19 protein-coding genes and 1 pseudogene are annotated in these 25,392 nt (G+C 46.1%); 16 read left to right on the top strand and 4 right to left on the bottom strand.

Features of this window, described 5'->3' with window-relative positions:
* Positions 1-15: 15 nt before the first annotated feature.
* The 3 genes from PJK55_RS08835 (at position 16) to PJK55_RS08825 (ending at position 2,889) form a co-directional block, all read left to right on the top strand.
* Positions 16-864: a MurR/RpiR family transcriptional regulator gene (locus PJK55_RS08835; protein WP_271305515.1), complete on the top strand. Its 849-nt coding sequence runs from the start codon at positions 16-18 to the stop codon at positions 862-864.
* A gap of 83 nt (positions 865-947) precedes the next feature.
* Positions 948-1,334 (top strand): hypothetical protein, encoded by a 387-nt coding sequence (locus PJK55_RS08830; protein ID WP_271305514.1) that lies wholly within the window; start codon positions 948-950, stop codon positions 1,332-1,334.
* Positions 1,335-1,413: 79 nt separating this feature from the next.
* Positions 1,414-2,889, top strand: a complete 1,476-nt coding sequence (locus PJK55_RS08825; protein ID WP_271305787.1) for an FMN-binding glutamate synthase family protein — start codon at positions 1,414-1,416, stop codon at positions 2,887-2,889.
* A gap of 133 nt (positions 2,890-3,022) precedes the next feature.
* Here the strand turns inward: PJK55_RS08825 and PJK55_RS08820 are convergent, their stop codons facing one another.
* Positions 3,023-3,868 carry an endo alpha-1,4 polygalactosaminidase gene (locus PJK55_RS08820; RefSeq protein WP_271305513.1) on the bottom strand — a complete coding sequence of 282 codons (846 nt, stop codon included), beginning with the start codon at positions 3,866-3,868 and terminating at the stop codon, positions 3,023-3,025.
* Between the two features lie 32 nt (positions 3,869-3,900).
* On the opposite strand from PJK55_RS08820, the pseudogene pelF reads away from it, so the two are divergent.
* The 3 genes and pseudogenes from pelF to pelG (PJK55_RS08805) all read left to right on the top strand — a co-directional run.
* A pseudogene (pelF, locus tag PJK55_RS08815) lies at positions 3,901-4,341 on the top strand (GT4 family glycosyltransferase PelF); the annotation flags it as partial.
* Complete coding sequence (pelG, locus tag PJK55_RS08810; protein WP_271305512.1) at positions 4,322-4,585, top strand: exopolysaccharide Pel transporter PelG; 264 nt, start codon at positions 4,322-4,324, stop codon at positions 4,583-4,585. The pseudogene pelF and the gene pelG (PJK55_RS08810), both read left to right, overlap by 20 nt.
* The gene (gene pelG, locus PJK55_RS08805; RefSeq protein ID WP_271305511.1) at positions 4,546-5,097 is read left to right on the top strand and encodes an exopolysaccharide Pel transporter PelG; all 552 of its coding nucleotides are present in this window, start codon (positions 4,546-4,548) and stop codon (positions 5,095-5,097) included. Before pelG (PJK55_RS08810) ends, pelG (PJK55_RS08805) begins: the two co-directional genes overlap by 40 nt.
* A gap of 41 nt (positions 5,098-5,138) precedes the next feature.
* Here the strand turns inward: pelG (PJK55_RS08805) and PJK55_RS08800 are convergent, their stop codons facing one another.
* Positions 5,139-7,946: a sensor domain-containing protein gene (locus tag PJK55_RS08800; RefSeq protein ID WP_271305510.1), complete on the bottom strand. Its 2,808-nt coding sequence runs from the start codon at positions 7,944-7,946 to the stop codon at positions 5,139-5,141.
* Between the two features lie 479 nt (positions 7,947-8,425).
* On the opposite strand from PJK55_RS08800, the gene PJK55_RS08795 reads away from it, so the two are divergent.
* Positions 8,426-9,040 carry a flavodoxin family protein gene (locus PJK55_RS08795; RefSeq protein WP_271305509.1) on the top strand — a complete coding sequence of 205 codons (615 nt, stop codon included), beginning with the start codon at positions 8,426-8,428 and terminating at the stop codon, positions 9,038-9,040.
* 36 nt (positions 9,041-9,076) lie between these two features.
* Here the strand turns inward: PJK55_RS08795 and gnd are convergent, their stop codons facing one another.
* A complete protein-coding gene (gene gnd / locus PJK55_RS08790) occupies positions 9,077-9,961 on the bottom strand; it encodes a phosphogluconate dehydrogenase (NAD(+)-dependent, decarboxylating) (protein WP_271305508.1) in 885 nt (294 codons plus the stop codon).
* Between the two features lie 125 nt (positions 9,962-10,086).
* Between gnd and PJK55_RS08785 the strand changes: the two genes are divergently transcribed.
* The 7 genes from PJK55_RS08785 to PJK55_RS08755 all read left to right on the top strand — a co-directional run bounded on the left by PJK55_RS08785 (position 10,087) and on the right by PJK55_RS08755 (position 17,979).
* The gene (locus PJK55_RS08785) at positions 10,087-10,932 is read left to right on the top strand and encodes a YihY/virulence factor BrkB family protein (protein ID WP_271305507.1); all 846 of its coding nucleotides are present in this window, start codon (positions 10,087-10,089) and stop codon (positions 10,930-10,932) included.
* A 125-nt stretch (positions 10,933-11,057) separates the two neighbouring features.
* Positions 11,058-11,981, top strand: a complete 924-nt coding sequence (locus PJK55_RS08780) for an LCP family glycopolymer transferase (protein ID WP_271305506.1) — start codon at positions 11,058-11,060, stop codon at positions 11,979-11,981.
* Positions 11,982-12,069: 88 nt separating this feature from the next.
* The gene (locus PJK55_RS08775) at positions 12,070-13,275 is read left to right on the top strand and encodes a hypothetical protein (RefSeq protein WP_271305505.1); all 1,206 of its coding nucleotides are present in this window, start codon (positions 12,070-12,072) and stop codon (positions 13,273-13,275) included.
* A gap of 6 nt (positions 13,276-13,281) precedes the next feature.
* Entirely contained in the window at positions 13,282-14,049 is a 768-nt protein-coding gene (locus PJK55_RS08770; protein ID WP_271305504.1) for a tyrosine-protein phosphatase, read from the top strand.
* A gap of 36 nt (positions 14,050-14,085) precedes the next feature.
* Positions 14,086-15,048 (top strand): aldose epimerase family protein, encoded by a 963-nt coding sequence (locus tag PJK55_RS08765; protein WP_271305503.1) that lies wholly within the window; start codon positions 14,086-14,088, stop codon positions 15,046-15,048.
* A gap of 413 nt (positions 15,049-15,461) precedes the next feature.
* Positions 15,462-16,958 carry a hypothetical protein gene (locus PJK55_RS08760; RefSeq protein WP_271305502.1) on the top strand — a complete coding sequence of 499 codons (1,497 nt, stop codon included), beginning with the start codon at positions 15,462-15,464 and terminating at the stop codon, positions 16,956-16,958.
* Positions 16,959-16,977: 19 nt separating this feature from the next.
* Positions 16,978-17,979, top strand: a complete 1,002-nt coding sequence (locus tag PJK55_RS08755; RefSeq protein ID WP_271305501.1) for a hypothetical protein — start codon at positions 16,978-16,980, stop codon at positions 17,977-17,979.
* Between the two features lie 101 nt (positions 17,980-18,080).
* On the opposite strand, the gene PJK55_RS08750 is transcribed toward PJK55_RS08755, so the two are convergent.
* Positions 18,081-19,409, bottom strand: a complete 1,329-nt coding sequence (locus tag PJK55_RS08750; protein ID WP_271305500.1) for a PDDEXK-like family protein — start codon at positions 19,407-19,409, stop codon at positions 18,081-18,083.
* A 197-nt stretch (positions 19,410-19,606) separates the two neighbouring features.
* Between PJK55_RS08750 and PJK55_RS08745 the strand changes: the two genes are divergently transcribed.
* Positions 19,607-20,371, top strand: coding sequence for an SH3 domain-containing protein (locus PJK55_RS08745; protein ID WP_271305499.1), 765 nt, complete (start codon positions 19,607-19,609; stop codon positions 20,369-20,371).
* Positions 20,372-20,700: 329 nt separating this feature from the next.
* Complete coding sequence (locus PJK55_RS08740; RefSeq protein ID WP_271305498.1) at positions 20,701-24,885, top strand: Ig-like domain-containing protein; 4,185 nt, start codon at positions 20,701-20,703, stop codon at positions 24,883-24,885.
* Positions 24,886-25,392 lie beyond the last annotated feature (507 nt).

Raw genomic sequence — 25,392 nt, 5'->3', positions numbered from 1 at the left:
AAAGGGTGATTCTTGATGGAAACGATGAACGGGACGGCCCGCATCCGTGGCGCCTATTCGACACTGAGCAAGAAAGAACAGCGTATTGCCGACTACATTTTAAAACAACCAGAACAAATCATTCATCATACGATCAATCAAGTGGCAGATGACCTCGACGTCGCCGAATCGACCGTGTTCCGCTTTTGTCAGCGCGTCGGGTTCAAGGGCTATCAGGCGTTAAAGATTGCGCTCGCCTCGGATGTCGTCGCACCGCTTCAAGACATCCATGAAGATATCACGGAGAAGGACACGGTGCTCGAAATCGCAGAGAAAATTTTTTCGACGAACGGGAAGACGATCGAGTCGACGCGTCAGATTTTAGAAGGGACCTCCCTGGAGAAAACCGTCGAGCTGTTCCTCGGGGCACGTCGCATCGAATTCTTCGGGAGCGGTGGGTCAGCGGTCGTCGCCCTCGACGCGTACCATAAATTTGTGCGGAGCGGGCTTCAGGTGAGTGCGATGCTTGAGTCGCATATGCAGCTCATGTCGGCCTCACAATTGACGACAGACGACGTCGCCGTCGTCATCTCTCATTCCGGGGCTTCTAAGGAAACGCTCGATATCGCCAAACTCCTAAAAGAGAAGGGTGTCCCGACGGTCGCCATCACGAACTATGCGAAATCACCGCTCTCGAAGATTGCCGACGTCTCGCTTTATACCGTGTCCCAAGAGACGGCGTTCCGCTCAGAGGCGCTCGCTTCCCGCATCGCGGAGCTCAGCTTGATTGATGCCTTGTTTACAGCTGTCATGATGCGACGTGGGGACGCGGCACGTGCGTCTCTCCAACAGATGCGTGAGGCGATTTCAATGCGCCGAATCTAAAGAAAACAGGGTTAACTTCTACAAAAAGGTGGAAATTATAAACTCTGAGGGCAAAGCGAGGCTTAGAGAGAGAAGGTGGACCGATGAACCATATTGATTTTTTGTCTTCCGACCACTACAACGAGTTCAAACGGTTAGCACAACGACTCACGGATCCTGGCAGTACCAGTCGCGAATACTTCGCTGCGCTATATGTACTTGCGGGTCATCCGCATATCCGAGAATGTTTGCTTCCTTATATAGACCTCGAAGCTGGGAAGATTCGAACCTCCACGATCATCGATGACAACACGTTCGATAAACGAGAGTTTGTACTCGCCAAACTCGTCATTCACTTGTATAACTCAAAAGAATGGGTCCTTCCGACCGAATTGATTGCCTTGCCGGAAGAGGACTATAAACTAGCGATGCAGGCGATCACGCTGTGCCGAAATGAACAATTTGACGGGGTCACGATCCCGAGCGACTGATGACATCCTGTTCCGTTTACGACAGGGTGTTTTTCGTCTAGTGAAAAAGGAGGGGGAAATCGTGTCACTCAATACATCGATGTTGACCATATTGCTTGTGCTCTTGTTAATGATTATGACAGCTCCACCGCTACTTCTGTTTTACTTGTGGCGACGTGACCGAAACCAACGTGAGCACTCCGTCCTCCGTAACTTCCCGATTCTCGGAAAACTGCGTTATATGTTCGAGAAGATGGGTCCAGAGCTTCGGCAATATTTGTTCTTGAACGACAACGAGGCGAAACCGTTCTCGCGAAACGAATACGAGGCGGCCGTCATTGCCGGAGAATACAAGTCACGCATCATCGGCTTCGGTTCGGAGCGAGATTTTGACGCGGGTGGGTTCTATCTTCAAAACGCCCTTTATCCGACAAATCGGAACGAACTACGCATCGACAATTCAACAAAAGTGTCGACGTGGGTGTATGAACTCGACGAAGATAACCTCTTCACCCGAAAAGAGCATCTCGTCGAACGAGACATCTCCCCATACTTATTAACAGAAGAAGATACCATCATCATCGGGAAAGAGACGTGTCGGGAGCCGTTCTACGCCCGCGGCCTCGTCGGACAGTCGGCGATGAGCTTCGGTTCGCTCGGCGACAAGGCGATCACGGCTCTCTCGATCGGGCTCGGCCGTGCGGGTGGGACATGGATGAACACGGGAGAAGGTGGTCTTTCGGACTATCATTTGAAAGGGAATGTCGACATCATCTGTCAAATCGGTCCGGCACTGTTTGGTGTCCGGGATGAAGACGGGGCGTTCTCGGTGGAAGCGTTCAAACAGAAGAGCGCACTCCCGCAAGTGAAGGCGCTGGCACAAGGGGCGAAGACGCGTGGGGGACATATCGATGGCTCGAAAGTGACGGAGGAGATCGCCCGTATCCGCCACGTGCGCGTCGGGGAGACGATTGACAGCCCGAACCGATTCTCCGAGTTTCAGACTCACAAGGAACTGTTGGGCTTCATCGAGAAGTTGCGTGAGATCGGTGGGAAGCCGGTCGGCATCAAGCTCGTCGTCGGCAATGTGAAGGATATCGAATCGCTCGTCCATGAGATGGCGACGTATCAGGAACTCGCCGATACGGTCGGGTTGCCGCTGAAAGCGGCACTTCCATACGTCCATCGCCTCTTGATCGAGCACGGTCTTCGGGACCGCATCAAACTGTTCGCCTCGGGGAAACTCATCACGGCGGACAAGGTGGCGATTGCCCTCGCACTCGGTGCCGACCTCGTCAACATCGCCCGTGGGCTCATGTTCAACGTCGGCTGTATCCAGGCGCAGGTGTGTCATACGAACCGATGCCCGGTCGGTGTCGCGACAACCGACCCAAAATTGCAGCGGGCCCTCGTCGTCGACGAGAAGAGCTTTCGGGTCACGAACTATATCATCTCGCTCCGGGAAGGACTGTATAATCTAACAGCTGCGGCAGGGGTCCGTTCCCCAACGGAACTGTCACAAGAACACGTGATCTATCAAGAGCCGGACGGTCACATCCGCTTGATGCATGATTAATAACCGTTGAATCAAAGGATTTCATCAAAACATCCTACGAATTTGCCGATAAAGAAGGCAAACCCGTAGGATGTTTTTACAGTATTTTCATTGTAGAAACTACCAGATACTTGTACAATCATGTAAATGAAAGTCAGAATTTATTATAATCTAAAGTGGCGTTTGAGTGGAAATGGATAAACCCGTTTTGTTCCGCGTATGCAGCACTCTTCGGACGTTGTTTCGAAGACACCGTCAATGCCTTGATGCCGTATCGCGCATCGAGGTCACGCAATTCTTGAATCCGGTCTTTTGACCATTGGTCTTTCGAAATAGTCGTATAGTTGAAGCTTTCCCACATGACACCATCCACATACGGATACGTATACGTCTTCAATGTCGCAAATCCCCAGTTTTGAATGAGAGAAAGGGTAGGGTGGTTGGCCTTGATCGTCTTCATGAACTGACTCATCCCGTCGCGCTGTGCTTTCAAGATGTTCGGTTGTTCCGAATGCTCGTTGTCGATATTGCCGACAGTATCTAAGAACGCACCGTCTAATCCTTTGGCGACGATTTGTTTCTCCACTTCACGCGTCAATAGCTCACGATAATGCGTCGACGTCATGTCGACCAAATAAGAATCCCACTCCGCATAATGGACACGTTGTCCGTTACGGTGGAAGAAGATCTGCTTGATGAAATCGACGTTCCAATTGTCAGCTTCCATCGTATTGATGTAGCCGTACACTTTCGTACCGAATTTTTGTAACTCTTTGATTTGAGCTGCAGTATAATAAACAGGCTCGATGATGACGAGGTCATATTGTTGCATCTTTTTGATCTTGCTCTTACTTGGCATGTCGTAATAAATCTTGTACGACTCGATGTGTTCGAGCGGATTGCTCGATTTGGCGACCGCTGGTTGCGGCGTCCACAACGCGGCGCCGATGATGCATGCACAACAGATGCTGACAATGCGTTTGACTGAGAAAATACCCATAAAAAAACCCTCCTGATAGTGATCAGAGAGCGGCTGAGTGTGAAGCGCTCATCCGACAACTCGAGCTCGAACAAGCCGTCTTCTTTGTCGGGAAAGTCGATATCCGCAACCACCTTCCGGAATTCGATGTCTGTCTCTTGACGAGTATCTTGGAAGGACAACCCTTCGCCGTACTTGAAGGGATGGCCGCAGGCGTCCCGTGGATCGTGACGGACGTCGAGGACTGTGCAGAGCTTGTAAACGGGCGGCTGGACGAGCCGTTCGGTCCGACCGGATTCGTCGTCCCACCGGTCAATCCGCGCCGAATTGCGGAACGTTGCGTTTGGTTCCACCAGAACCGAGAAGACGCGCGCCAACTCGGACGAAACGGGCAACAACGCGTCGAGACATACTATCGTACCGACCAGTTCATTGATGCGTACTTACATTTATATGAAGAAAGGAGAGCGGCATATGGCGGGCGTCGGGTTTAAGTTACAACAGCTCTTCCAAGAAGACTATTTTTCCTCACGCATTAAAGCGTATGCCTTTGCCGGTCTCGTCACGTCCGGGCCGTGGCTGATTGTCATCGTCACGATCGCGCTCATGCAGTGGCTGACGAGTTACTTGTTAATCGCGACGCTCGAGGAACGGACGACGTCTCGTATAGCTTCATCTTTTCCCAAGTCGTGCTTGGTGTGTTTTATGAGCGCTATCGAGTATTTTATGGGTATGTGAATGAAGGCGGGACGTATCAACAGATTCAACGGTCGAAGGCGGCGATGTTGCTCGTCTTGCGTCAAGAGTTGCAACGCTTATTCCGGAACCAGGGACTCGTCTCGCTACTGTTCGTCGTGTTCGCCGCAGTCTTGTTCCCGTTGATTGGGCTCTCACCTGAGATTCGGGACGTCTTCCAAATGACGACGATCGGCGCGTTCTCAAACGCGATGGTTCTCGTCCTCACGCTCGTGTTGCTTTACTTTGAAGACCATAAGGGAGCGGCGTATACGTCGGCCCTCTTCATCACGATGAACGCGGGACTGACTTATTTGCTCCTTCCACTCGGACCGGACAGCTATGGGCTCAGTTTTGCGATCGGCTGTACGATTGCCTTCGCCTTCTCGCTCATTCGTTTGATTCGGTACGTGTCGGAGATTGATTACCATACGTTTAGCCGTAGTGAATCTCCGCCTCGGACGGATACGTTCCGTCGTGTCGGGGAATGGCTCAACGAACGCTCGGCATCATAAGACAAGCCGCCTTCTCGTGAGAGAGGGCGGCTTCTGTTTCGTCAAGGAGTATTCATACGTTCTTGAAGCGCAATCACAATTCGATGGGCATCGCCCGTCTCGAGAAAACTTGCTTCATATTCGAAGATCCCGTTCTCGAGTTCAATCATCGAGTTCGGGGAAACGAGTAGTGCTAGTTGTTCCCCGCGATGTGTGAGTGTAATTTTTAATTCGATCGTATCTGCAATCGGCAATCGAACGGTCGCATAAAAGTGTAGGGAGCGGAGACTACTTTTCGTCAGAAGGATTGGGGTCGACCCGACCGTGACTTCCCGATCATGTAATTTATGAATGGTCACAGCAGCATCAAGAGAGAACGATTGACGGCTTACATGTGGTCCCGTCTCCGTCGTTGACAAGAAGCGGTTCTCTAAAGCGCTTTCGAAATTACGGATGTCGAGCGGCCGGCTGAACAAATATCCTTGAATGATGCGGCAGTTCAGTCGTCGAAGAATCATAAGTTGCTCGAGCGTTTCGACACCTTCGACGACAACGTCCATTCCAAACTCATCCGCCATGAATAAAATGGTACGCACGATAGACTGCGTCTTCTTGTTCGCATGCAAGTCCCTTGCGAATTGTTGATCGATTTTAATCGTTTTAATCGGATAACGCTGTAGATAAGAGAGTGATGAATATCCTGTGCCAAAGTCATCAAGGGCGATCCGGATATTTGCGTCACTCAAGCGATCGAGCGTCTCATGGATTTTTAAATTATCGCTCAATACATCGGTTTCTAAAATTTCAATCTCTAGAAGTGACGGGGGAATGTTTGATCGTCGCAATGCACGGATGACGGTCTCTGCAAAGTTTCCATGTAGGAGGCGCTTCGGCGAAATGTTAATCGAAACCGGCACGACAGGTAAATCTTGTGACTGCCACGCTTGAAGACAGCGACACGTTTCATGTAACACCCAATCGGCGAGCTTGATATGGAGCTCTGTCTCTTCAGAGAGGGGGATGAAGTCACTTGGGGGGATCCGTCCCCACTCTGGATGTTGCCAGCGTACGAGCGCTTCAGCTCCGACGATTCGTCCTGACCAGGCATCGACTTTCGGCTGAAACTCTAGGAAGAGTTCATGTTCCTCGATGGCCCTCCGTAAATCATTGCCGAGTTGGTGTCTTCGGTATGAGTCAATGTTAAAGTTTGACGCATAAAAGACGATAGGTTCCATCTTCGTCCCTTGTGTACGACCAAGGGCGGTGTTCGCGTATTGAAGGAGCTCGACGGGCACATCTGTATCTTCCGGATATCGACTGACCCCGATCGAAATAGAAGGACACCATTCGTACGGTCCGACTCGAATGTACTGATCGTTCAAGCGAATCAAAGGTTGGCAATATTGGACCATCTCAGACTCTTCTAAGCAGTGTGGAATGAGAATCCCGTATTCATCTCCCCCGAGGTGGCCGACAAAACTGCCTTTCGGAATACAATCGAGAAGAGCAGAGGTCGTGGCGACAATCCAATCGTCCCCTACGGCGTAACCGAAATCTCGATTAATCGCATGGATGGAATTGAAACTAAGTGTTAGAACAGCGACATGTGTGTAGGTATCCATCCAATCTTCCAGCTCACGGAGGAATAAACTGCGATTCGGTAGTCCCGTGAGCGAGTCGTACATGGCGAGTTGCCAAATTTGTTCTTCTTGGTGTTTCAAACGAGTCGCGTCATAGCAGATGGAGATGACGGAAACGACCGCGCCATCTGCGTTTCGTTTCGGCACGAGACGCTCTTCGATCCAGTTCGTTTGACCGTCTTTGACGGTTCGATAATACATTCGTACTTCTTCCCCGGCATCAGCCCTGTCATGTGCGACGCGTACTTTTTGACGGTCGTTTCGATGGATGACATGATGGCAAGCCTTTGGATTCTTCTTCATCATGTCAGGCGTCACTCCAAACAAAGATTCGAACTCATCTGTGTAAAACTCCAACTGACCAGTCGCAAGATCGCGACGGTAAATGGATGCGCCTGAATGTTTATACAAATCTTGCAATCGTTCGTTGGACTCTTCATAAGCTTCGGATAATCGAACGATTTGCGTCTCGTCTGAAAAAGCAGCACGAACCATTCCGTCGTGTCCGACAAACTTTCCGATGTAATGAGATTCGGTATTCGCTCGCCCTAAGCGAAAGGAAAAGGCGTGTTCGATTTGTTCTGACGTACGTGCCTCCTCATAAGCAGTCATAAACGACAGAACGTCCTCTCGATGAAGGAAGCCGATTAACTGATCAAGTGTGGTCACGTTCGTTCCGATGGACTTGTTAAATGAGCTGTTTCGTTCAGTAAGATGACCGTCTTGTTGAATCGTGAACGAAAGGAGGTTAGAGGTGTCGCGAAAGAGCTCTCGTTCGATGAACAAGTGCTCCAGTTGTTTTCTCAATTGTTTGTCTTCTGTGATATCTCGGGCAATCCCGTATACCCCTACAATCAATTGGTGCTCGAATTTCGGGATGTTGGTAACCCGTAACGTGAGAGGTCGCCCGCTTTTATGGAGAACTTCGACCGTATACGTTTCCTCACTACCTTGAAGGACACGATGGAAATAAGGGAGCGTTCGTTCCACTTCTTCAGTTGTCATGAAGGCAGCATAATGTTGAAACAACTCCTCTTTCGAATAGCCGAGAAGTAACGCAAGCTTTTCGTTGAAATCAATCAGATGACCATCTACGTCAAGCAAGTAGACCGGATCGAGATGTCCTTCTACAAATTGGCGGTCCGTAGCGACATAGTCGAGGTCGGTCGAAGAGTTGTTGACGGATGGAGATGAAGGTTTTAATAGTTTGTTCCATTGAAATCGTGGCATATATTCCTCCTATACAGTTTTAGTTTTTTTGAAGTCATTTCCATTCATTTGAATATTTGAGACGGATTTTAATATACCCATTTTTTATTCAATAGTAAATCAGTATGAGGTCGATTCGTGAAGAAAGGTACGAAAGCCCTAAAAGTATGCATTTTTTATAGGGAATTTCGCAGAAGGGAAGGATATAATGATTTTCATTAATGAAGCAAATCGATTTGAAAACTAACATTTTCTAGAAAGACGAAGAGTTGCTAGTTTAGGGTGGCTTGCCGTCAACGAATCACGTCAGTCGAAGAAGTCTATGTATGACACTTCATCTGTGCAAAGGAAGAATAGGCTTCCGAACGTGACACGGTTAGAATGTGTAGGAACTTTTTGCATCAGACATTGTCATTCGACTGAATGAAATGTTTGTAAACGTATTAAGAGATGGAATGAACGGGAATACGTAATTGTCAAAATAGTTGAGGAGGGATTCTATGAAAGCTTTATTTTTGAACTGTACATTAAAAGGTGGCGACACGACGTCGCATACGGAAGGGTTGATTCGAGACATCTTGCCCCATTTTGACGCGCTCGGCGTCGAGTCGGAGATCGTCCGCATCGTCGACTACAACGTCGCGTTCGGGGTGACAGAAGATGAAGGGGACGGAGATGAATGGCCGCAGATTTTTGAGAAGGTGAAAGGGGCGGACATCATCGTCATCGGGACACCGCTTTGGCTCGGGGAGAAAAGTAGTGTCGCGACGCAAGTGGTCGAACGGTTATACGGCGGTAGCGGCTTGACGAACAAGTCAGGTCAGGCAATCTACTACAATAAAGTCGGCGGGGTCGTCGTCACGGGGAATGAAGACGGGGCGAAACATGCATGTGCGGGCATTCTCTATGCCTTGTCCCACATCGGGTTCACCGTACCGCCGAACGTCGACACGTATTGGGTCGGGGAAGCGGGACCAGGTGACTCGTACATCGACGCCGGGCGCGACAATGCGTTCACGAAGTCGCACGGAAAAACGATGGCGTACAATCTCGTCCACTTTGCACGCATGTTGAAAGCCCATCCGATCCCGGCAGAAGGAAATACGATGGAATGAAGAATGGCCTCGGCATAACGCCGAGGCCATATCTCGTTATTCTTTTTTCTCCACCGCATGTCCCCCGAACTCATTTCGGAGCGCGGCAACGACCTTGCCGGAGAACGTGTCGTCTTGGAGCGATCGTTGTCGCATCATGAGCGAGAGGGCGATGACCGGTGTCGGCACGTCATACTCGAGCGCCGTCTCGACCGTCCACTTGCCTTCCCCTGACGCATGCATGACACCACGGATCTCATCGAGCTTCGCATCTTTTGAGAAGGCACTCTCGGTTAGTTCCATGAGCCATGAACGGATGACGGAGCCGTGATTCCAGACACGGGCGACATCTTCATACTCATAATCGAACGGACTTTTCTCGAGCACTTCGAACCCTTCGGCGATTGCCTGCATCATGCCGTACTCGATCCCGTTATGGACCATCTTCAGGAAGTGTCCACTCCCACTCGGTCCGGCGTATAAATAACCGTTATCCGTTGAGACGTCTTGGAACAGTTGCTCGATTTTGCCAAACGCCTCCAAATCCCCACCGATCATCGTACAGGCTCCGTTCCGTGCCCCGTCCATGCCGCCACTCGTCCCGACGTCAAAGAAATAGATGAGCTTTTCTTTGAAGTGCTCGGCGCGACGCATCGACTCCTTATAATTCGAGTTGCCCCCGTCGATGACGATGTCCCCAGGTGAGAGCGCTTCATATAAGTCGTTCAACACATGCTCGGTCACGTCCCCTGCCGGTACCATCACCCAGATGACGCGTGGCGCCTTCAGTGCAGCGACGACTTCTTCCGATGACTGTTTCGTCTCGAACTGACTCGTCGAGACGTTCCCTGGGTCATACCCAAAGACGAGATGTCCATTGTCCGTCAAATTCAATGCCAAGTTTAGCCCCATCTTTCCGAGCCCAATCATTCCGATTTCCACTCGTTCCACCCCATTTTTAAGATTTACTTCTCTATAGGGATACCCTAAATAAAGCTCGCTCAAAAGGACAGATTGTCCGAGGTGTAGAATGATATAAGTGCAATAGTGATGAGAGGAGAGTGAAGATGTTAGAGAATGTGTTTCAACTAGCAGTGGACGTCAGGCATCGATTCAAAGAACATCACATTAACGACTATAGTGCCACACTGGCCTTTTTTTGGTTTTTAGCCATCTTTCCAACTTTTTTTATCCTCTTTGCGGTGATGGCATGGTTTCAAATCGACGATGCGTTACTTATTGAGCAGATTGAGACGCTCGTTCCGGGGTCCAGTGTGCGTGAGCTACTGTCAATCGTCTATGATGTTAGCGGTAACTTGAACGGTGGTCTGTTATCGGTTAGTGCCATTATCGCTATTTGGTCAGCCTCGAATGGCACCGCCCGACTCGTCAAACTGACCGTGTTCGCGTACGGGGAGACCGAAGCGCGCGGTTACATCTTTCGTCGTTTGATTGGATTACTCGTGATTTTAGCAGGGAGTATAGGCGCGGTCATCTTGATTGTCTTTCATGTATTCGGCCAAGAATTTGTTGAACTCATCTATACCTTTTATCCAAAGGTTGAAGAATTCGACCGTTTGTCGACAGTGACTCGTTATACGATTTCGACGCTTATCTTAATCATGGCGTTCTCACTTTTTTATAAAATTGCGCCACAACAGCATGTGAAATTCATCGAAACGTTCCCAGGAGCCGTGTTTGCGGTCATCTCGTGGCAATTACTGTCGACTGGTTACAGTATATATGTCGAGCGTTTCTCGATTCTCGGAGATACATATGGCACGATAGGAGCGGTCATCTTGTTACAAATTTGGCTCTACCTTACGGCTGCAACAATGCTAATTGGAGCAGAAATTAATGCGGCCTGGCCACACTATATGAGTCGCCAACCGATACGAACCCATTTCCCATAACAAAAAAAGGGATATCATGATTATTCTTTTTGAACATATTTTAAAACAACGCGTCGTATGGGAATAAAATAGTACTGTTACGTGAGAATAGAAGAGTATTATTTTATGGAAGAAGGTGTGGTCACATGACGAAACATCGTAAACCGATAAAGTGGAAAGTTGTACTAGGGATTGTAGCAGGCGTCATGTCCTTGGTGCTCATCACAGGTGGCGCGTTTGTCTGGTCGATGGTAAAAGAAGTCGATGAGACTGTTTCAAAAGTGAATGACAGCTTGAAAATTAGCAAGGAGCGTAAACAGGTGGAGACGATTGAACAAAAAGAGTCTGTTTCTATTCTCTTGCTTGGAATCGATCGCCGCGGTAATGAGCAAGGACGAAGTGACTCAATCATTGTTCTGACACTCAATCCAGAACTCGATGAAGGTGCAATGCTCTCTATTCCTCGTGATACAAAGACTGAAATCATTGGGAAGGGGACACGTGACAAAATTAATCATGCATATGCGTTCGGAGGGGCCGAAATGGCCATGAACACGGTCGAAAACTTTCTCGATATCCCGATTGATTATGTCATCGAGACAGATATGGAGGCATTCAGTGATGTAGTGGATGCACTTGGCGGTATTACGGTCATGAATAAATTTGCGTTCACGACAGAAGATTACACGTTCCCGGTCGGTGAAGTGACATTGGATGGAGAAGCGGCACTAGATTATACACGGATGCGCTATAACGATCCAAACGGTGACTTCGGACGTCAAGAACGTCAACGTGATGTCGTCGCGGCAATCATTGAAAAAGGGCGTACCGATTTCTCGCTCGACAAAGTCACTGCCTTACTCGATGTCGTCGGCAATCGGGCAAAGACGAATATCGAACTCAATGAATTCGTTTCTTTGTCGACAGACTATATGAACGCGTTCCGCAACGCGAGTGTCTTACGGCTCGATGGTGCGGGCGGGTTAGAAGGAGACGGCATCTATTATTGGAATCCGGAATCTTCTTCGCTGAGTAGTGTGCAGGAAGAGTTACAACGATTAATGGAGTAGACTGTCTGACCCAAGTCGGACAGTTTTTTTGTGTTTCAAAGTAAACAGAAAGTGGGAGAAATAAAGAGATGAAAAGGAGGGATGGACCATGAAATGGGAAACGATTGAAGAGGTGCTCCCCAAACTTGAGGGAACCTCACAAGAAAAGTGGGAGCGATTGTTTGAGAAGTGGTCGAATCATCGTTGGCACGACCATGAACGCCCTTCTGAAAAAACAAATGTTTTGTTGGTGGATGCCGGGTTTATTCTGACCGACGGACGAGCCGACCTCGAGGCTCTCCACCAATGGTTAGCCGATCGCGTCCAAACGACGGTGAGTGATCTTTATCTCGTCTCCTTGTTTCCATATCAAACGAGACAACAGGACACAGCCATCGACTCGAGGGTGCAACTGTTCGAAGACTTAGGACGTTTCACGGACGAGTTCGATTTGATTTACGAGATGATGCCTGAAGCATGGAATGATTCGCAATTTGATCTTATAGCCGTAACGGATGCACTAATAGAACGTCTAGCGTATGGAGCGACGAAAATTCGGGTTCATGTTGAGTCATTCAGGGGAATGGAACCAGAACGAGTCAAACATATCCTAAAGTTATGGAGAACGGTCATGCATACGTACAAGCCGAATTCGCAGCTCATCATTGCCGATGAACGTGTGGATTCTGCCCTCATCTATGAAGAAGAGGCGGACGTCGTCTGTCATTTTGACTTATCCAGCCATGTGATTTTAGCCTTTGCACAGTCGAATGTGAAACGGTTAGCAGATTGGGCGAGACAGGTTCAGCCGTTGAGAGCTGATCAAACATATTTTAATTTCTTATCTTCGGCAGAACGTTCCCCGTTTGAGAAAGATGTGTTAAATCCTAACCCGGACATGATTCTCGCCGCCCACAGTGTGCTCTTATCGTTGCAAGGAATCCCGGTGATTGATTACCGAACCTTGTTTGGTATATCACAACCGATTGAACAGGAAGATCTCATTCGAGCGTTAAAACGTGATTCAGACCGACTCCGTGTTTATGAAGGTGTGTTGAGCCAATTGAATGTGAAGCGACTACATCCTGCCTTTTCACCGTATATCGGCCAAGAGGTCCTAACTCTCGACCGACGCGTCTTTGCAGTAAAAAGGAAGCATCGAGAAGAGACCCTACTATTATTGACTAACATGAGTGAAGAGACGGTGCAGACGAATTGTGAAGGGACGAATCTCTTTACAGAAGAATGGATAAAAAATGTGAAACTTCGTCCCTATGAATACGTTTGGCTAAAACTATCACACAATGGAGAGTGAACCTTCATGATTGATGTACATTGTCATTTGTTGCCTGAGGTGGATGACGGACCACGTACAATGGAAGCGTCCCTGCAACTCGCGAGACGCGCTGTGGAAGAAGGGGTGACGTCGATTGTCGTAACACCACATGCGTATCATCCATACTTTGAGACACAGAATCACGACGTCACACAAGAAGTCGCGCATCTACAACAACGGCTCGATGACGAACAGATTCCGTTAACCTTGTATGTCGGACAAGAGATTCGGATCTTTGGGGAATTGACTGATGCGCTCGAGTCCGGGAAGGCGCACTCGCTCGCTGGGTCCCGATATGTGCTCGTGGAATTACCGAGTCAAAGTTTACCGGCCTATACGGAAGCACTGTTCTTTCAACTGCAAACGGCTGGATATATTCCCATCATTGCGCATCCGGAGCGGAATCACGAGTTCTCACACCATCCTGAAAAGTTATATCGTCTCGTATCATCAGGTGCGTTGTCGCAAGTGACAACAAGCAGTTTGACGGGACAGTTCGGGAAACAAGTACGGGAACTGGCGCTCACATTCATCAGTAACGGATTGAGTCACATCGTTGCGTCGGATGCCCATAACGTGGAACATCGTGATTTCAATTGGTTGGCGGCAAGACAAGAAGTCATCAATGAATTAGAGAAAGAGATGTGGCAACAACATCTCCGATTCACGGAACAAATCTTAGCAAATGAACCAATCGTCACGAACCCACCTCATTTGCCAGAGAAGAATTGGCGAGGGCATTGGAAATGGTAAATCAATTGACCGATGATGGGTCAGAAAGGTGATGGCATGAAACAAACAACGATTCAAAACACCAACGGTATGAAACTATCCGCCATCGACTATGGTTGTGCGATGACGGAACTGACGGCCCCGGACCGAGACGGCAATCTCGACTCGGTCATTTTGAAATATGGGGACGTCTCTCAATACTTAGAAAACCCGGTCTATCTCGGATCGGTCGTCGGGCGGATTGCTGGACGGATCCGTGACGCGGAGATCGATGGTGTCGCCTTGACCCCAAGCGAGGCGCCTCATCATATCCATGGAGGCGACAAAGGCATCACGGCTCGTCACTGGGAGATGGATGCCGACGAGCAGTGTATTCAGTTCACGTATGTGAGCCCGGACGGGGAAGAAGGATATCCCGGAAACATTTTCTTCAAAGTGTTATATGAACTGACAGATGACAATGAACTGATTGTCACGATGACGGCGGAGACGGACCAATTGACGTGGGTCAACCTGAACCATCACAACTACTTCAATCTCGGGGGACGCCCGACCATCCACGACCATGAGCTGACGCTACCAGCCGATACGGTCGGAGTGCTCGATACGGAGTCGCTGCCGACAGGGGAGTTGCGGGATGTGAGCGGGACCCCGTTTGATTTCCGGGACGGGAAAGTGATCCGAGAGGCGCTCGAGTCAGAAGACGAGGCGATTGTAAAAGCCGGTGGACTCGATCATCCGTTTATCTTGAAGGACGGGGAGACGAGGCTACATGACCCGGGGAGCGGACGGACGATGACGGTCGAGACGAATCAACCCGTCATGGTCGTCTATACGGGCAACTTCCTCAGTGAAGAGACACCGGTAACGCTCGACGGCCGACAAAAACATAGCGCGATTTGTCTGGAAGCACAGGCGTTCCCAGACGCCCCGAATCTTCCAGACATCGCGACCTCAATCGAACTGAAACCGGGTGAATTGTATCACTCGCGGACGGTGTATCGGTTTGGGGTGGAGTGAAGAAAAAAATTCATCACGCAAGAGCGTGATGAATTTTTTTGATTTTAATTGATAAAAGAGTAACCTTGTAATATTTTTTTACAATATAACCCACTATAATGATATATACTAGTTTTATCAAAATGGAGAAAGGCGGGCAATAAATTTGGAGGAACGTCATTTCCCGTGTGATGCATGTGGTTTATGTTGTAGGAAAATTGGTGACGTCCCAGGATTCGAGGCGTTTGACTCTGGTGATGGAACATGTATGTATTTAGGTATGGATAACCAATGTACGATTTATAAAACACGCCCTTTGCAATGCAGAATTAATGAGGGATATGAAGTATTTTTTTCTTCTTTCATGAGCTGGGAAGAATATGTTTTAAAAAATATCTCGGTGTGTGAGACGTTGAAATGTGAGGTGAGTGAAGGTGCGGGATGAAAAAGAATTGATCGATTCTGGAATTCAGCAAAGTCTTGTAGATATATTTACAACTGAAACGCAAGTGCAACAAGAAATCATTCGTGGATATAATGGACAAAATGGTGCTAAAGGACATCGAACTATTGCGAAAAGTAAAGTAAATCCAAGTTACAAATCTCAAAATTTAAAGCAACAAGCAGGTTTTAATGCAGAGATTAATATGGTTACCGAGCAAAATATTAAAGCAATAAGAGAGAAGTCAAATATTCATGCGTATCGAACTGATGAGTTAGGACAGGTTAATAATCCGAAAACTGACATTGTTTTAATCAATAAGACCACTGGAGAACGTATTCCTTCTTCAAATATTCAAGTGAAATTTAGAGGGAAAACTGGTGTAGAAAATATTAAACAGTTATTAGGATTAAAAGAATTTGAAAAATATAGTGATCATTGGTTAGCAATACCGACTGAGCAATTGTACGAAGCACATCACTATATAGATTTAAAGATTCAAAAACTGAATCAACAAATTGAAAAGCAAAAAAAAATTGGAGATTCTAATAAAGTGAATCACCTTATAAAAAAAAGGAATGAAGCGGAATCAGTTAAATCTAGGTTGATTGATGGTGGAAGTGCCGAAGAGGCAATGAAGTATCGTTTACGACCACTTCAGCAGCATATGAATAAAAGAGTTTATGAGGCGCATAAAGCTGGGAAGCAAGCCACTATGCAAGGTGTTGCAATAAGTAGTATTTTGACTATGCCTTTTATTGCTAAGCGCTTAATAACTGATGACACATATTTATGGAAAGACGCTGGTGGAGATTACGCAAAAATTGTAGCCTCTAGCGCACTATCTACTTATGTTGTTACTGGGACTACAGTATTGATACAAGGTCAATTGAGTGCATCTACTTCAAAGTTAGCAAACCAAATTTCAAATACAAACGCGATCGGAAAAGTACTTACCGCCTCGGTTGATCTCAGTAAGAACATACGACAATTAGCTAAAGACCCAAATTATCATGTCATTGATTTTGTAACTGATACAAGTGAACATGTGACTGGTACTTTGTCGGCTGCATTTTTAACCACTGCAGTGAAGCAAGTCCTGCCGACTAATATAAATCCAATTGCCTTTACAATACCTGGAATGATTGGGTATGCCGCTGGACAATATATTGTCAAAGAACTTATCCGTTTGTGTAAAGATGCTGAACTTGCAATGGCAAAACGTAAAGAAATTGAAGCATTTTGCTTTGAAATGAATCAGCAATTGGATGAAATATATCAAGAGTTGATTCAAGTCTGTGAAAAAAATGCGTCAAAGTGGGACGCAATACATGATTTAATGACTGACATTCGTGAAGCAATCACACCAATACAGATGAATGAATCAATTAGTCAATTAGCTGAACGTTTAAAGATTGAACTACGTCTAACAAACTTTCAAGAGTTTGATGAAATGATGTCAGACTCAAATATTCCATTTACACTTTAACTTTTTAGGAGGAGTTACTATGCCAATTCCATTTATTTTAGGAGGGGCTGCTGCTGTTGCAGGAGCTGTTGGAGTCAAAAAAGGCGTCGATGCTGCAACAAAAAGCATTGAGGCAAATCGAATCTCGAAAGATGCAAAATCTTTATTATCTTCAGGTCAATCTCAAATTAACAATAATCGTTATGAAGTGAATGAAGCATTAGAAAAGCTTGGAGACGGGAAAGTGAAACTCGTAAAACAGCTTGAACGATATGTTAGACTGATGAATCAGATTCGAAATATTGATTTAGAAGAAATTGATTTATCAACGTCTGAAATCGCTAACGAAGAAGCATTTCATCAGTTAGAAACATATACAATAAAGCTTACTAACTTACTTGCGGGTGTTAGTCTTTCTGCAGGATCAGGCGTTCTCACGGCATTTGGCGCATACTCTGGAGCAATGACGTTTGGAGCAGCTTCTACAGGTGCTGCGATTAAAGGACTCACAGGTGTTGCCGCTACTAATGCGACATTGGCTTATTTAGGTGGAGGATCTCTTGCAGCTGGAGGTTATGGCATGGCAGGAGGAACAATGATCCTGGGGGGACTTGTTGCAGGACCTGCTGTTGCGGTAGGTGGTTTTGCATTAGACGCAATGGCAGACAAGCAATTAGAAACTTCGAAGTCAGAAGCGGAAAAGGCTAAGAGTCTACATAAACAACAACAATTACTAGCAGTGGCACTTGAAAATATCCATATGGTCACTAATTCATTTAACAAATTATTGTTAGATGTTCGAAAATTACAATTAAAGTCAGATAAAGCCCTCAAAGCAATTATTCAAGAAAAAATTGATTGGACATTGTTCACGAAATATGAAAAGGAAACAGTCCATACTACACTTTTAGTAGCACAGCTTGTTAAAGGTTTATTGGAAACAAATGTGTTGGACGAGTCTGGTGAATTGGTTACCGAAACGAATGAAAAACTAAACGAGATAGAATCGAGAACAGACGAATATCGTGTCAAATTTCAATGATGTGATTGATGGTCAGTAACAAAATTCGATTAAGAAATATATGCAACACGCCTTGATTGTATAAATCGACAATCAAGGCGTGTTGCAGTTTTGAATTACTACTAAACACGGTGAAGTGCATCTAATAATTGTTCATTAAAATCTCGAAATGCGTCGGTTTCTACTAAGTCTTTCATCGTTTGATGTACGTGGCTGGCGGTCGTCCAATCTGGAACGTCCATCGTGTCTGTGTATATTCGAGTAAACTTTTTCCCTTCTTGTTTTCCTGATTTCATAAAAGTGATTCCTCTCTTCTCAACTGTCTCAAGAAGATGAAGGCGTTGTTCGTAAGGAATCGGACCAACTTCGACATATAGTTTGAGTCGCTTATCGCCTTTTCGCTCAAACCACATGATGAGCGCATAATTGAGCCAATAGCGTTTCAAGCGAGGCAATCGTTCAAGTGTAGGTAACCACTCGTTCATCACAAAGTTTGGAACACGTGAATGTGCACTGTACACATTCAATTGCAGTTCATTTGCGAATGATTCAAATGCCTGAGGCAGAATGTTCCCACTCACTTTAATAATGTGATCGATGGTCTGCCGCTTTCGATTATAAATGATGCGTAGATGTCTTTTGGTATCCTCATCTAACGTCTTTAAGATACGCGTCGCTTTTCGAAGGTCGACTTGTTTTTGTTTTGATGGATTGGCATTCGCAAAAAGCAGTTGAATGGCAAGCGTGTTCTCTTGATACAGCTGTAGTGCCGTTCGGTCCGCTTCTTCGTTATCGACGAGCCGCTCTTCCAACAGATTCGTGTAATACGTTAAGAAATCATAAATGTTGTCAGCAATCGTTGCACGATTCAATTCAAGTTCTTGTTTGATGATGGTCAACACATCACCGTAGTCGAGTACCCAATAGTCTTCATGCGAAGGAAGGTCACTCGATAAGGTGAGGTAGACGGGTAGCACGTTCCGATTCGGAAACATGTCTTTCACGTGAGTGATATATCGAGTCAATTGTCCAGACGACTCACTAGAATGGAACTTATTTTCGATGAGTAAGGTGATATTGAGAGTGGGGATATCGATGAGTAAGTCAATCGATCCATTTCCCGTATACCATTCACGGTGAACAATCACGTCCGAGAGAGCTTGATGAGAGAAGGCTAAGTAATCGAACAAATGAATTTTATCTTCGTTGTCTTGTTTTGTAATGAGATGCATCAGTAATTTTCTCAAGAAGAAGCTTCCGAGGCGATGATTTTCGTTAGGGTCTAATAACCAGGCGAGTACGTTCGAGTGTCGAATCTCATAATGGTCGACCCGTAACACTTTCAATGGATTGAATTGCTCGAATTGTTGATGAAGTCGATTAAATTCAGGTGCATTTTCAAGTTGAAGAATGGTATCCAGTTGAATCGATTGTTCAGAAGTGGGATTCATGTAGTAGCCTCCTTAACATATATTGTAAGTCCATTAAATCATACAATGAATCCATATCCTTTAATGAAATTGCTATAGCTATGAAATGGGAGTTAAAAAATCAAAAAACGATTTTCTTATTTCCTAAAATCTCCGAAAAAGCAATATGATCACTTGATAAACTACTTATAAAGAATAAAGTCATGGAGGCTATACATATGAAGAAGTTGTTAAGTGGCGTTATGTTAGCAGTGTTTTGTTTGACAGCCGTACTCTCACCAGCTCAGATTCCTTTTTCTCAAGGTGATGTGAGTAAAGTCGAAGCAGCGATTGAAAAGCAGTTCAACAAATCGAGTAAAATTTATGCATCACGTAGTCGAAAAGCAAAAGTCATCCTTAACGTCCAAAAGAATCAGGCTGTCACGGTTCTTGAGACAGTCGGTAGTTGGAGCAAGGTGCGTGTAGGTAAGAAAACGGGATGGACTGCAAACCGAGATTTGAGTGTGGTGAAGCCGAAGAGTGAGATTGATCGTCCTTCCCCAACAGCTCTATTTGAAAAGGTGAAGCTGGATCCCCGTTTCGCCGAATTTGAGGGTATTCGTCTCATTGGCTATAAATATGAAAAGGGAGAACAGAATTTCCTTCAGGTGTTTCACCTCGAAGATAAAGGAATTATAGCCATGAGACATTGGTTCGGTGATGCATATAAACCAGGTGTGAGGCCAAAAGAACGTGAGGCGATGATGAAATATCAATATGAATCGATTCAAATGATGGGTGAGTTGATGTACGGACCTGGTACACAAGAAGCTAAAAACTATGCGAGCGTGGCATCTGCACATATGACTGAGGTGGAACGTCTTGTTATGGAAGACTGGCATAATCGGATGCGTTATTTCAAAGAAGGAACGTTCCGTGCAAATGGAGACTCTTATAAATATTACATGGCTGGTCCAGGAATTGAGATTGAGTTTTCTGAATAAAGTAGGAATCCTACGCATGAAATGTGGAGTGGGAAATTAATATATGAATCAATTTAGAAAATGTGGAGTGACCGAAACTGGTCACTCCGCTTTTTTTGTTGTTTATGCCTCTATTTTTATAAAATAGGTCATTTCGTTTTTGAAAAACGTGCTATATTTTTATATTGGATTTATAGGATTCATATTCAAAAACCTACATATAAGAAAAGAGAAGAGGAAAACATATGAAGAAGTGGTTAAGTGAATTTTAAGAGTAACTAATTAAAACAGATACTATTTTTGATAAGTATAAGTAAAGATTGAACTGAGTAATAAAGGAGGATATTTATGTGAAGAAATTCATGAGTTTACTAATTTGTATGATACTACTGTTTAGCGTGCACATCGATTCTTTTTCTTTAGTAGTAAATGCGGAAGTGGATACACTCAAACCGGAACTGAGGAGCATCAGCCTCGACAAGGAATCTGTCGTCCCGGGGGAGAGCATCAGTATCACGGTTGACGCCGTTGATGAGGGCGGGAGTGGCATCCGTGCGGTCGATGTCTACTACAGCAGCCCGATCACTGGCAAAACGAAAAGTTTGCGATTGACCTTGGATGAGGATGGAAAGTATAGAGGTCAACTCATGATGACGTCGAACGACGAGTCAGGTACTTGGATCATCTATCACGTAACAATTTACGATAACATCGGGAACTATCTAGAAGTTTATAACTCGAATAGTGACAAAGTACTTTCTTCTTGGAACAAGACAGATTTCAGTGCGTATAACTTCGAATTGAGCGGGACGCAGGTAGATACAATCAAGCCGGAATTGAAAGGTATCAGTCTCGACAGGAAGTCAGTCGTCCCTGGGGAAAACGTCGGCATCATGGTCGAGGCAATCGATGAAGGTGGGAGCGGAATCCGATCGGTCAACGTCTACTATAGCAGCCCAATCACCGCCAAATCAAAGAGCGTCCGCCTAACATTGGACGAGGACGGTCAGTATCGAGGACAGCTTGCGATGACATCGAACGACGAGTCGGGAACGTGGATTATCTATTACGTGTCGATTTACGACAATACGGGGAACTATTTGACGATATATAATTCGAACAGCGACCATGTACTTTCTTCCTGGAATAAGAGGGATTTCAGTGCACTTAACTTCGAATTGAGCGGAACGCAGGCAGATACGGTCAAACCAGTGCTGGAAAGTATCAGCCTCGACAAGAAGTCTGTTGTACCGGGGGAGAGCGTCGGTATCACAGTCGGTGCCGTTGATGAGGGCGGGAGTGGTATCCGTGCCGTCGATGTCTACTACAGTAGCCCGGTCACCAAAAAAACGAAAAGTGCGCGATTATCCTTGGACGAGGATGGAAAGTATCGAGGGCAGCTCGCATTGGCATCGAACGACGAGCTGGGAACCTGGATTGTTTATTACGTGTCAATTTATGACAACATGGGGAATTATTTGACGACGTATAATTCAAATCATGATAGCGTTCTTTATTCTTGGAACAAGAAAGATTTTAGTGATTATAACTTTGAATTAGTTGAGGATATTATATATCCTGTGTTCGAAAAAATCGATTCAACCTCACTCGAACTGGATGATGGGGATTTCAATTCACTAACTGTGTTTGCTTCTGACAATTCAAAATTAAAGTCAGTTAATGCTACGTTTGTGAACGAGTCCAATGAATCCATGACATTATCGAGTACGAATGTCACGTCAGACGGGTTTAACATGGAGCTGCCTCGTAACGCATTCCCTAAAGAAGTAGCAACATGGAAACTCCAGTCCTTGCGTATTCAAGATATGAATGCGAATGAAACAATCGTGACAGAAGGGTTATCTTTCACAGTTCAAACGCTCGCTCCAATCACGCCTATCGATGCTCGCATCGTTAAGTCAAATGAGTCTTGGAGTTACACAACGGTGAACCAGGATATTTACATCATGCCAGGTGCCACATTGACGCTCGGACAAGGGACTGTTCTTAACGGTAAGGTATATGTCGGTGGACGCTTACGAATGACTGGGGGCGTGACGGCATACGGTCAGGTTCGTGGGACATATTTTATTAACGGGTATTATATACCTTCTCAAGATGGGATGATTGTCATCTCAGGGTCGAATCTTGTGTATTCAAAAACTGCAACGAATCAATTATATGACACGTTACCCTTCCGACTCGAAAGCACACCTGTATTCGAACAAGATGGAAGGGTGTCGGTATCGGGATCATTCATTCCGTTGTCGACGCTCTACTTAAATGGAGAACCGCTCCAAACGAAAGCGAACGGGACGTTACGTGTCGAGTTGAAGACTCCGGAAGATCGGACGTTACGTTTCTCGATGACCGATGCTTACGGTAAGATTCACCGATGGTCATATCGAGTGTATAAGACGGACGTTCCAGTCGTAACTGCCACACTCGACAGTGGTATCTATTTGAAAGGTCAGACGGTTGGATTGACGGCGACCGATGGAACGATTCATGTCACTCGCAACAATCAAGCATCTGTTTATGAAGGTCCCTTCACGCTCAATGAGACCGTGAGCCTCTCTGCTTATGTGAAGGATGAAATTGATCGTACATCTGAGACCGTATCCCGTCGATATGAAGTCATGACGATTGATCCTGTGACGAACCGAGATACGTCGATTCAAGGAACGGCGGAACCGGGGGCACATGTGACATTGACACTCGGCGCAGACACATCTACAGTGACGACCGATGAGACGGGTCGTTTCGTCTTCGACGGCCTACAGTTAACCAATCAATCCACATTCTCAATCCAAGCGACTCACGGGATGCTGGCGAGTGACGTTTGGACGAAGTCAATCCAAGATGTGATCGCACCAATCGTGACAGGTGTGTCACATGACCATTTCTACGCTCAACCTGTCTCGTTCACGTTCAATGAAGGGACAGCGACGTTGAATGGTAATGCCGTCACGTCACCTGTCCGTGTTGAAACGGATGGAACCTATGAGTTGGTGGTTAAGGATGAAGCGAACAATCAGACAACCGTGCGTTTCACGTTGGATCAGCAAGCGCCTATTTTGACGGGTGTGCCGAACGGTTTGACCAATCAAATTGTGACACCGACCTTCAATGAAGGAGTAGCGTTGTTGAATGGGAAATCGTTCACGTCAGGTCAATCGATTTCGACAGATGGAACGTATACGCTGATTGTTCGAGACAAAGCTGGAAATGAAACGAAGCAATCATTCTCGGTTGACCGTACCGCGCCTGTCGTCAGCAATGTTCAAAACGGATCATTTAACCGAAACATTACTCCAGTCTTTGGAGAAGGAACCGCAACCTTGAATGACAAACCGTTCACAAGTGGGACGGTCGTTCCGGAAGAAGGCGTCTATGAACTAGAGGTCAAGGATAAGGCAGGGAACGTCACAAAAATCACGTTCACCATCGATAAGACAGCAGTCGAGGTTCAAGGTGTGACAGAAGATGGCACGTACCCGTCCGCTAGCCCGACATTTAGTGAGGGAGAGGCAACGCTGAACGGAAAACCGTTCACATCGGGTCAAGCTATCACAACCGACGGAAACTATACATTAATCATCACCGATCGAGCTGGAAATCAGACGGTCGTTCACTTCACGATTGATGCGACACCTCCCGCAATCAGTGGCCTCACGTCAGGAAAAGTCGCCTATCAAGAAGTGAAACCAACCTTTACAGAAGGGACGGCAATGTTGAACGGGAAGCCATTCCTTTCCGGGACAACGATTGCCACAGCTGGGAAGTATACGTTGGAGATTACAGATGAGCATGGGAACAAGCGGAGCGAAACGTTTACGATCGATCGCACCTCCCCAGACGTATCTGGTGTGACGCATCGCCAATTGACGAATAAAGATCTCGTCATCAAGTTCAATGAAGGAACGGCAACATTGAACGGAAGACGGATCGCTAATCAAACGAAAGTAAGTACTTCTGGAGCCTATACACTCCGTGTGACGGATGCCGCTGGAAACATCACACAACTTACGTTCACGATCGATAAGCAGGCACCTGCTCGACCGACCCTTCTCACGCTCACGAACAAATCGACTCGCGTGACAGGGAAAGCAGAAAAGGAAGCAATGGTGTACATTTACTACAACAACCGCACGTATAAAGCGAAAGCAAGCAGTACGGGTGTGTATCGCTACGATATGAAGACGACAAAAGTAGGTGCAACCGTATCGGTTCGTGCGTTAGACGCTGCAGGCAATCTTTCACCGCTCACCTCGCTGCGTGTCCTCAACACGTTCCGTACGTTTTCAGTCAACTCGGTCCGAGCGAGTCAGACTTACGTGACGGGTAAAGGGAACAAAGGGGCGACAGTTCAAGCATTTGTTGGTTCGAAAGCCATCAGCAAGACGGCTAAAGTCGATTCCCGTGGAAATTATAAACTAGTGATTCCACGTCAGAAATCAGGTGTGACGGTCACAGTGAAGATGAAACAGAGTGGGTATCAAGATCTGAAGAAGACGAGAAAGGTCGTCCGCTAACCGAGGAGCATCCTATCATAATGATGGGGTGCTTTTCTCTTTCATACAGTCAACCTGAAACATCATTCCAGAGACAATTGCTTTAAGGGAAGATGAAATATTTCATTAATCATTTGATCGTGTGTGATCTGGGTAGCGTGTATCAGATAAGTAGGAGCAATTTAAAAGAAGTAAAACGACGCTTTTGTATCATTTCACTTCTACAACATCTGCTAGTTATCTAATCAACCGGTCTAGTTATGGTCAGAGAGGAGGATATGTTATGACTCCAGAAGAGATTAAGCAAATCAATCGAGAAATTGAAGATGAATTATCAAAAAGTACGAACACGAGTCAGATTTTTAATAATGAAGTGTATTCCCGTTCGAATAACCAGTCCATATTTGATTAGTTCATGATTGTCATTTTACTCCTCATTATCTCTTCAAATATCGCTTTCTTTTTGATGAACCTTCTATCTGATTGAGGTAAGGATGCTGCATTTCGTACTATTTTTAGTATACGCTG

Origin of the sequence: Exiguobacterium sp. MMG028 (assembly GCF_027947425.1) — a bacterium.
Lineage (GTDB): Bacteria > Bacillota > Bacilli > Exiguobacteriales > Exiguobacteriaceae > Exiguobacterium > Exiguobacterium aestuarii_A.
This window is presented reverse-complemented; position numbering and strand designations above follow the sequence as displayed.

Excerpts from the sequence above, each read along its gene's own strand:
- PJK55_RS08835 (WP_271305515.1), top strand. The coding sequence starts at position 16 with ATGGAAACGATGAACGGGACGGCCCGCATCCGTGGCGCCTATTCGACA.
- PJK55_RS08830 (WP_271305514.1), top strand. The coding sequence starts at position 948 with ATGAACCATATTGATTTTTTGTCTTCCGACCACTACAACGAGTTCAAA.
- PJK55_RS08825 (WP_271305787.1), top strand. The coding sequence starts at position 1,414 with ATGTTGACCATATTGCTTGTGCTCTTGTTAATGATTATGACAGCTCCA.
- PJK55_RS08820 (WP_271305513.1), bottom strand. The coding sequence starts at position 3,868 with ATGGGTATTTTCTCAGTCAAACGCATTGTCAGCATCTGTTGTGCATGC.
- pelG (WP_271305512.1), top strand. The coding sequence starts at position 4,322 with ATGGCGGGCGTCGGGTTTAAGTTACAACAGCTCTTCCAAGAAGACTAT.
- PJK55_RS08800 (WP_271305510.1), bottom strand. The coding sequence starts at position 7,946 with ATGCCACGATTTCAATGGAACAAACTATTAAAACCTTCATCTCCATCC.
- PJK55_RS08795 (WP_271305509.1), top strand. The coding sequence starts at position 8,426 with ATGAAAGCTTTATTTTTGAACTGTACATTAAAAGGTGGCGACACGACG.
- PJK55_RS08785 (WP_271305507.1), top strand. The coding sequence starts at position 10,087 with ATGTTAGAGAATGTGTTTCAACTAGCAGTGGACGTCAGGCATCGATTC.
- PJK55_RS08780 (WP_271305506.1), top strand. The coding sequence starts at position 11,058 with ATGACGAAACATCGTAAACCGATAAAGTGGAAAGTTGTACTAGGGATT.
- PJK55_RS08775 (WP_271305505.1), top strand. The coding sequence starts at position 12,070 with ATGAAATGGGAAACGATTGAAGAGGTGCTCCCCAAACTTGAGGGAACC.
- PJK55_RS08770 (WP_271305504.1), top strand. The coding sequence starts at position 13,282 with ATGATTGATGTACATTGTCATTTGTTGCCTGAGGTGGATGACGGACCA.
- PJK55_RS08765 (WP_271305503.1), top strand. The coding sequence starts at position 14,086 with ATGAAACAAACAACGATTCAAAACACCAACGGTATGAAACTATCCGCC.
- PJK55_RS08755 (WP_271305501.1), top strand. The coding sequence starts at position 16,978 with ATGCCAATTCCATTTATTTTAGGAGGGGCTGCTGCTGTTGCAGGAGCT.
- PJK55_RS08750 (WP_271305500.1), bottom strand. The coding sequence starts at position 19,409 with ATGAATCCCACTTCTGAACAATCGATTCAACTGGATACCATTCTTCAA.
- PJK55_RS08745 (WP_271305499.1), top strand. The coding sequence starts at position 19,607 with ATGAAGAAGTTGTTAAGTGGCGTTATGTTAGCAGTGTTTTGTTTGACA.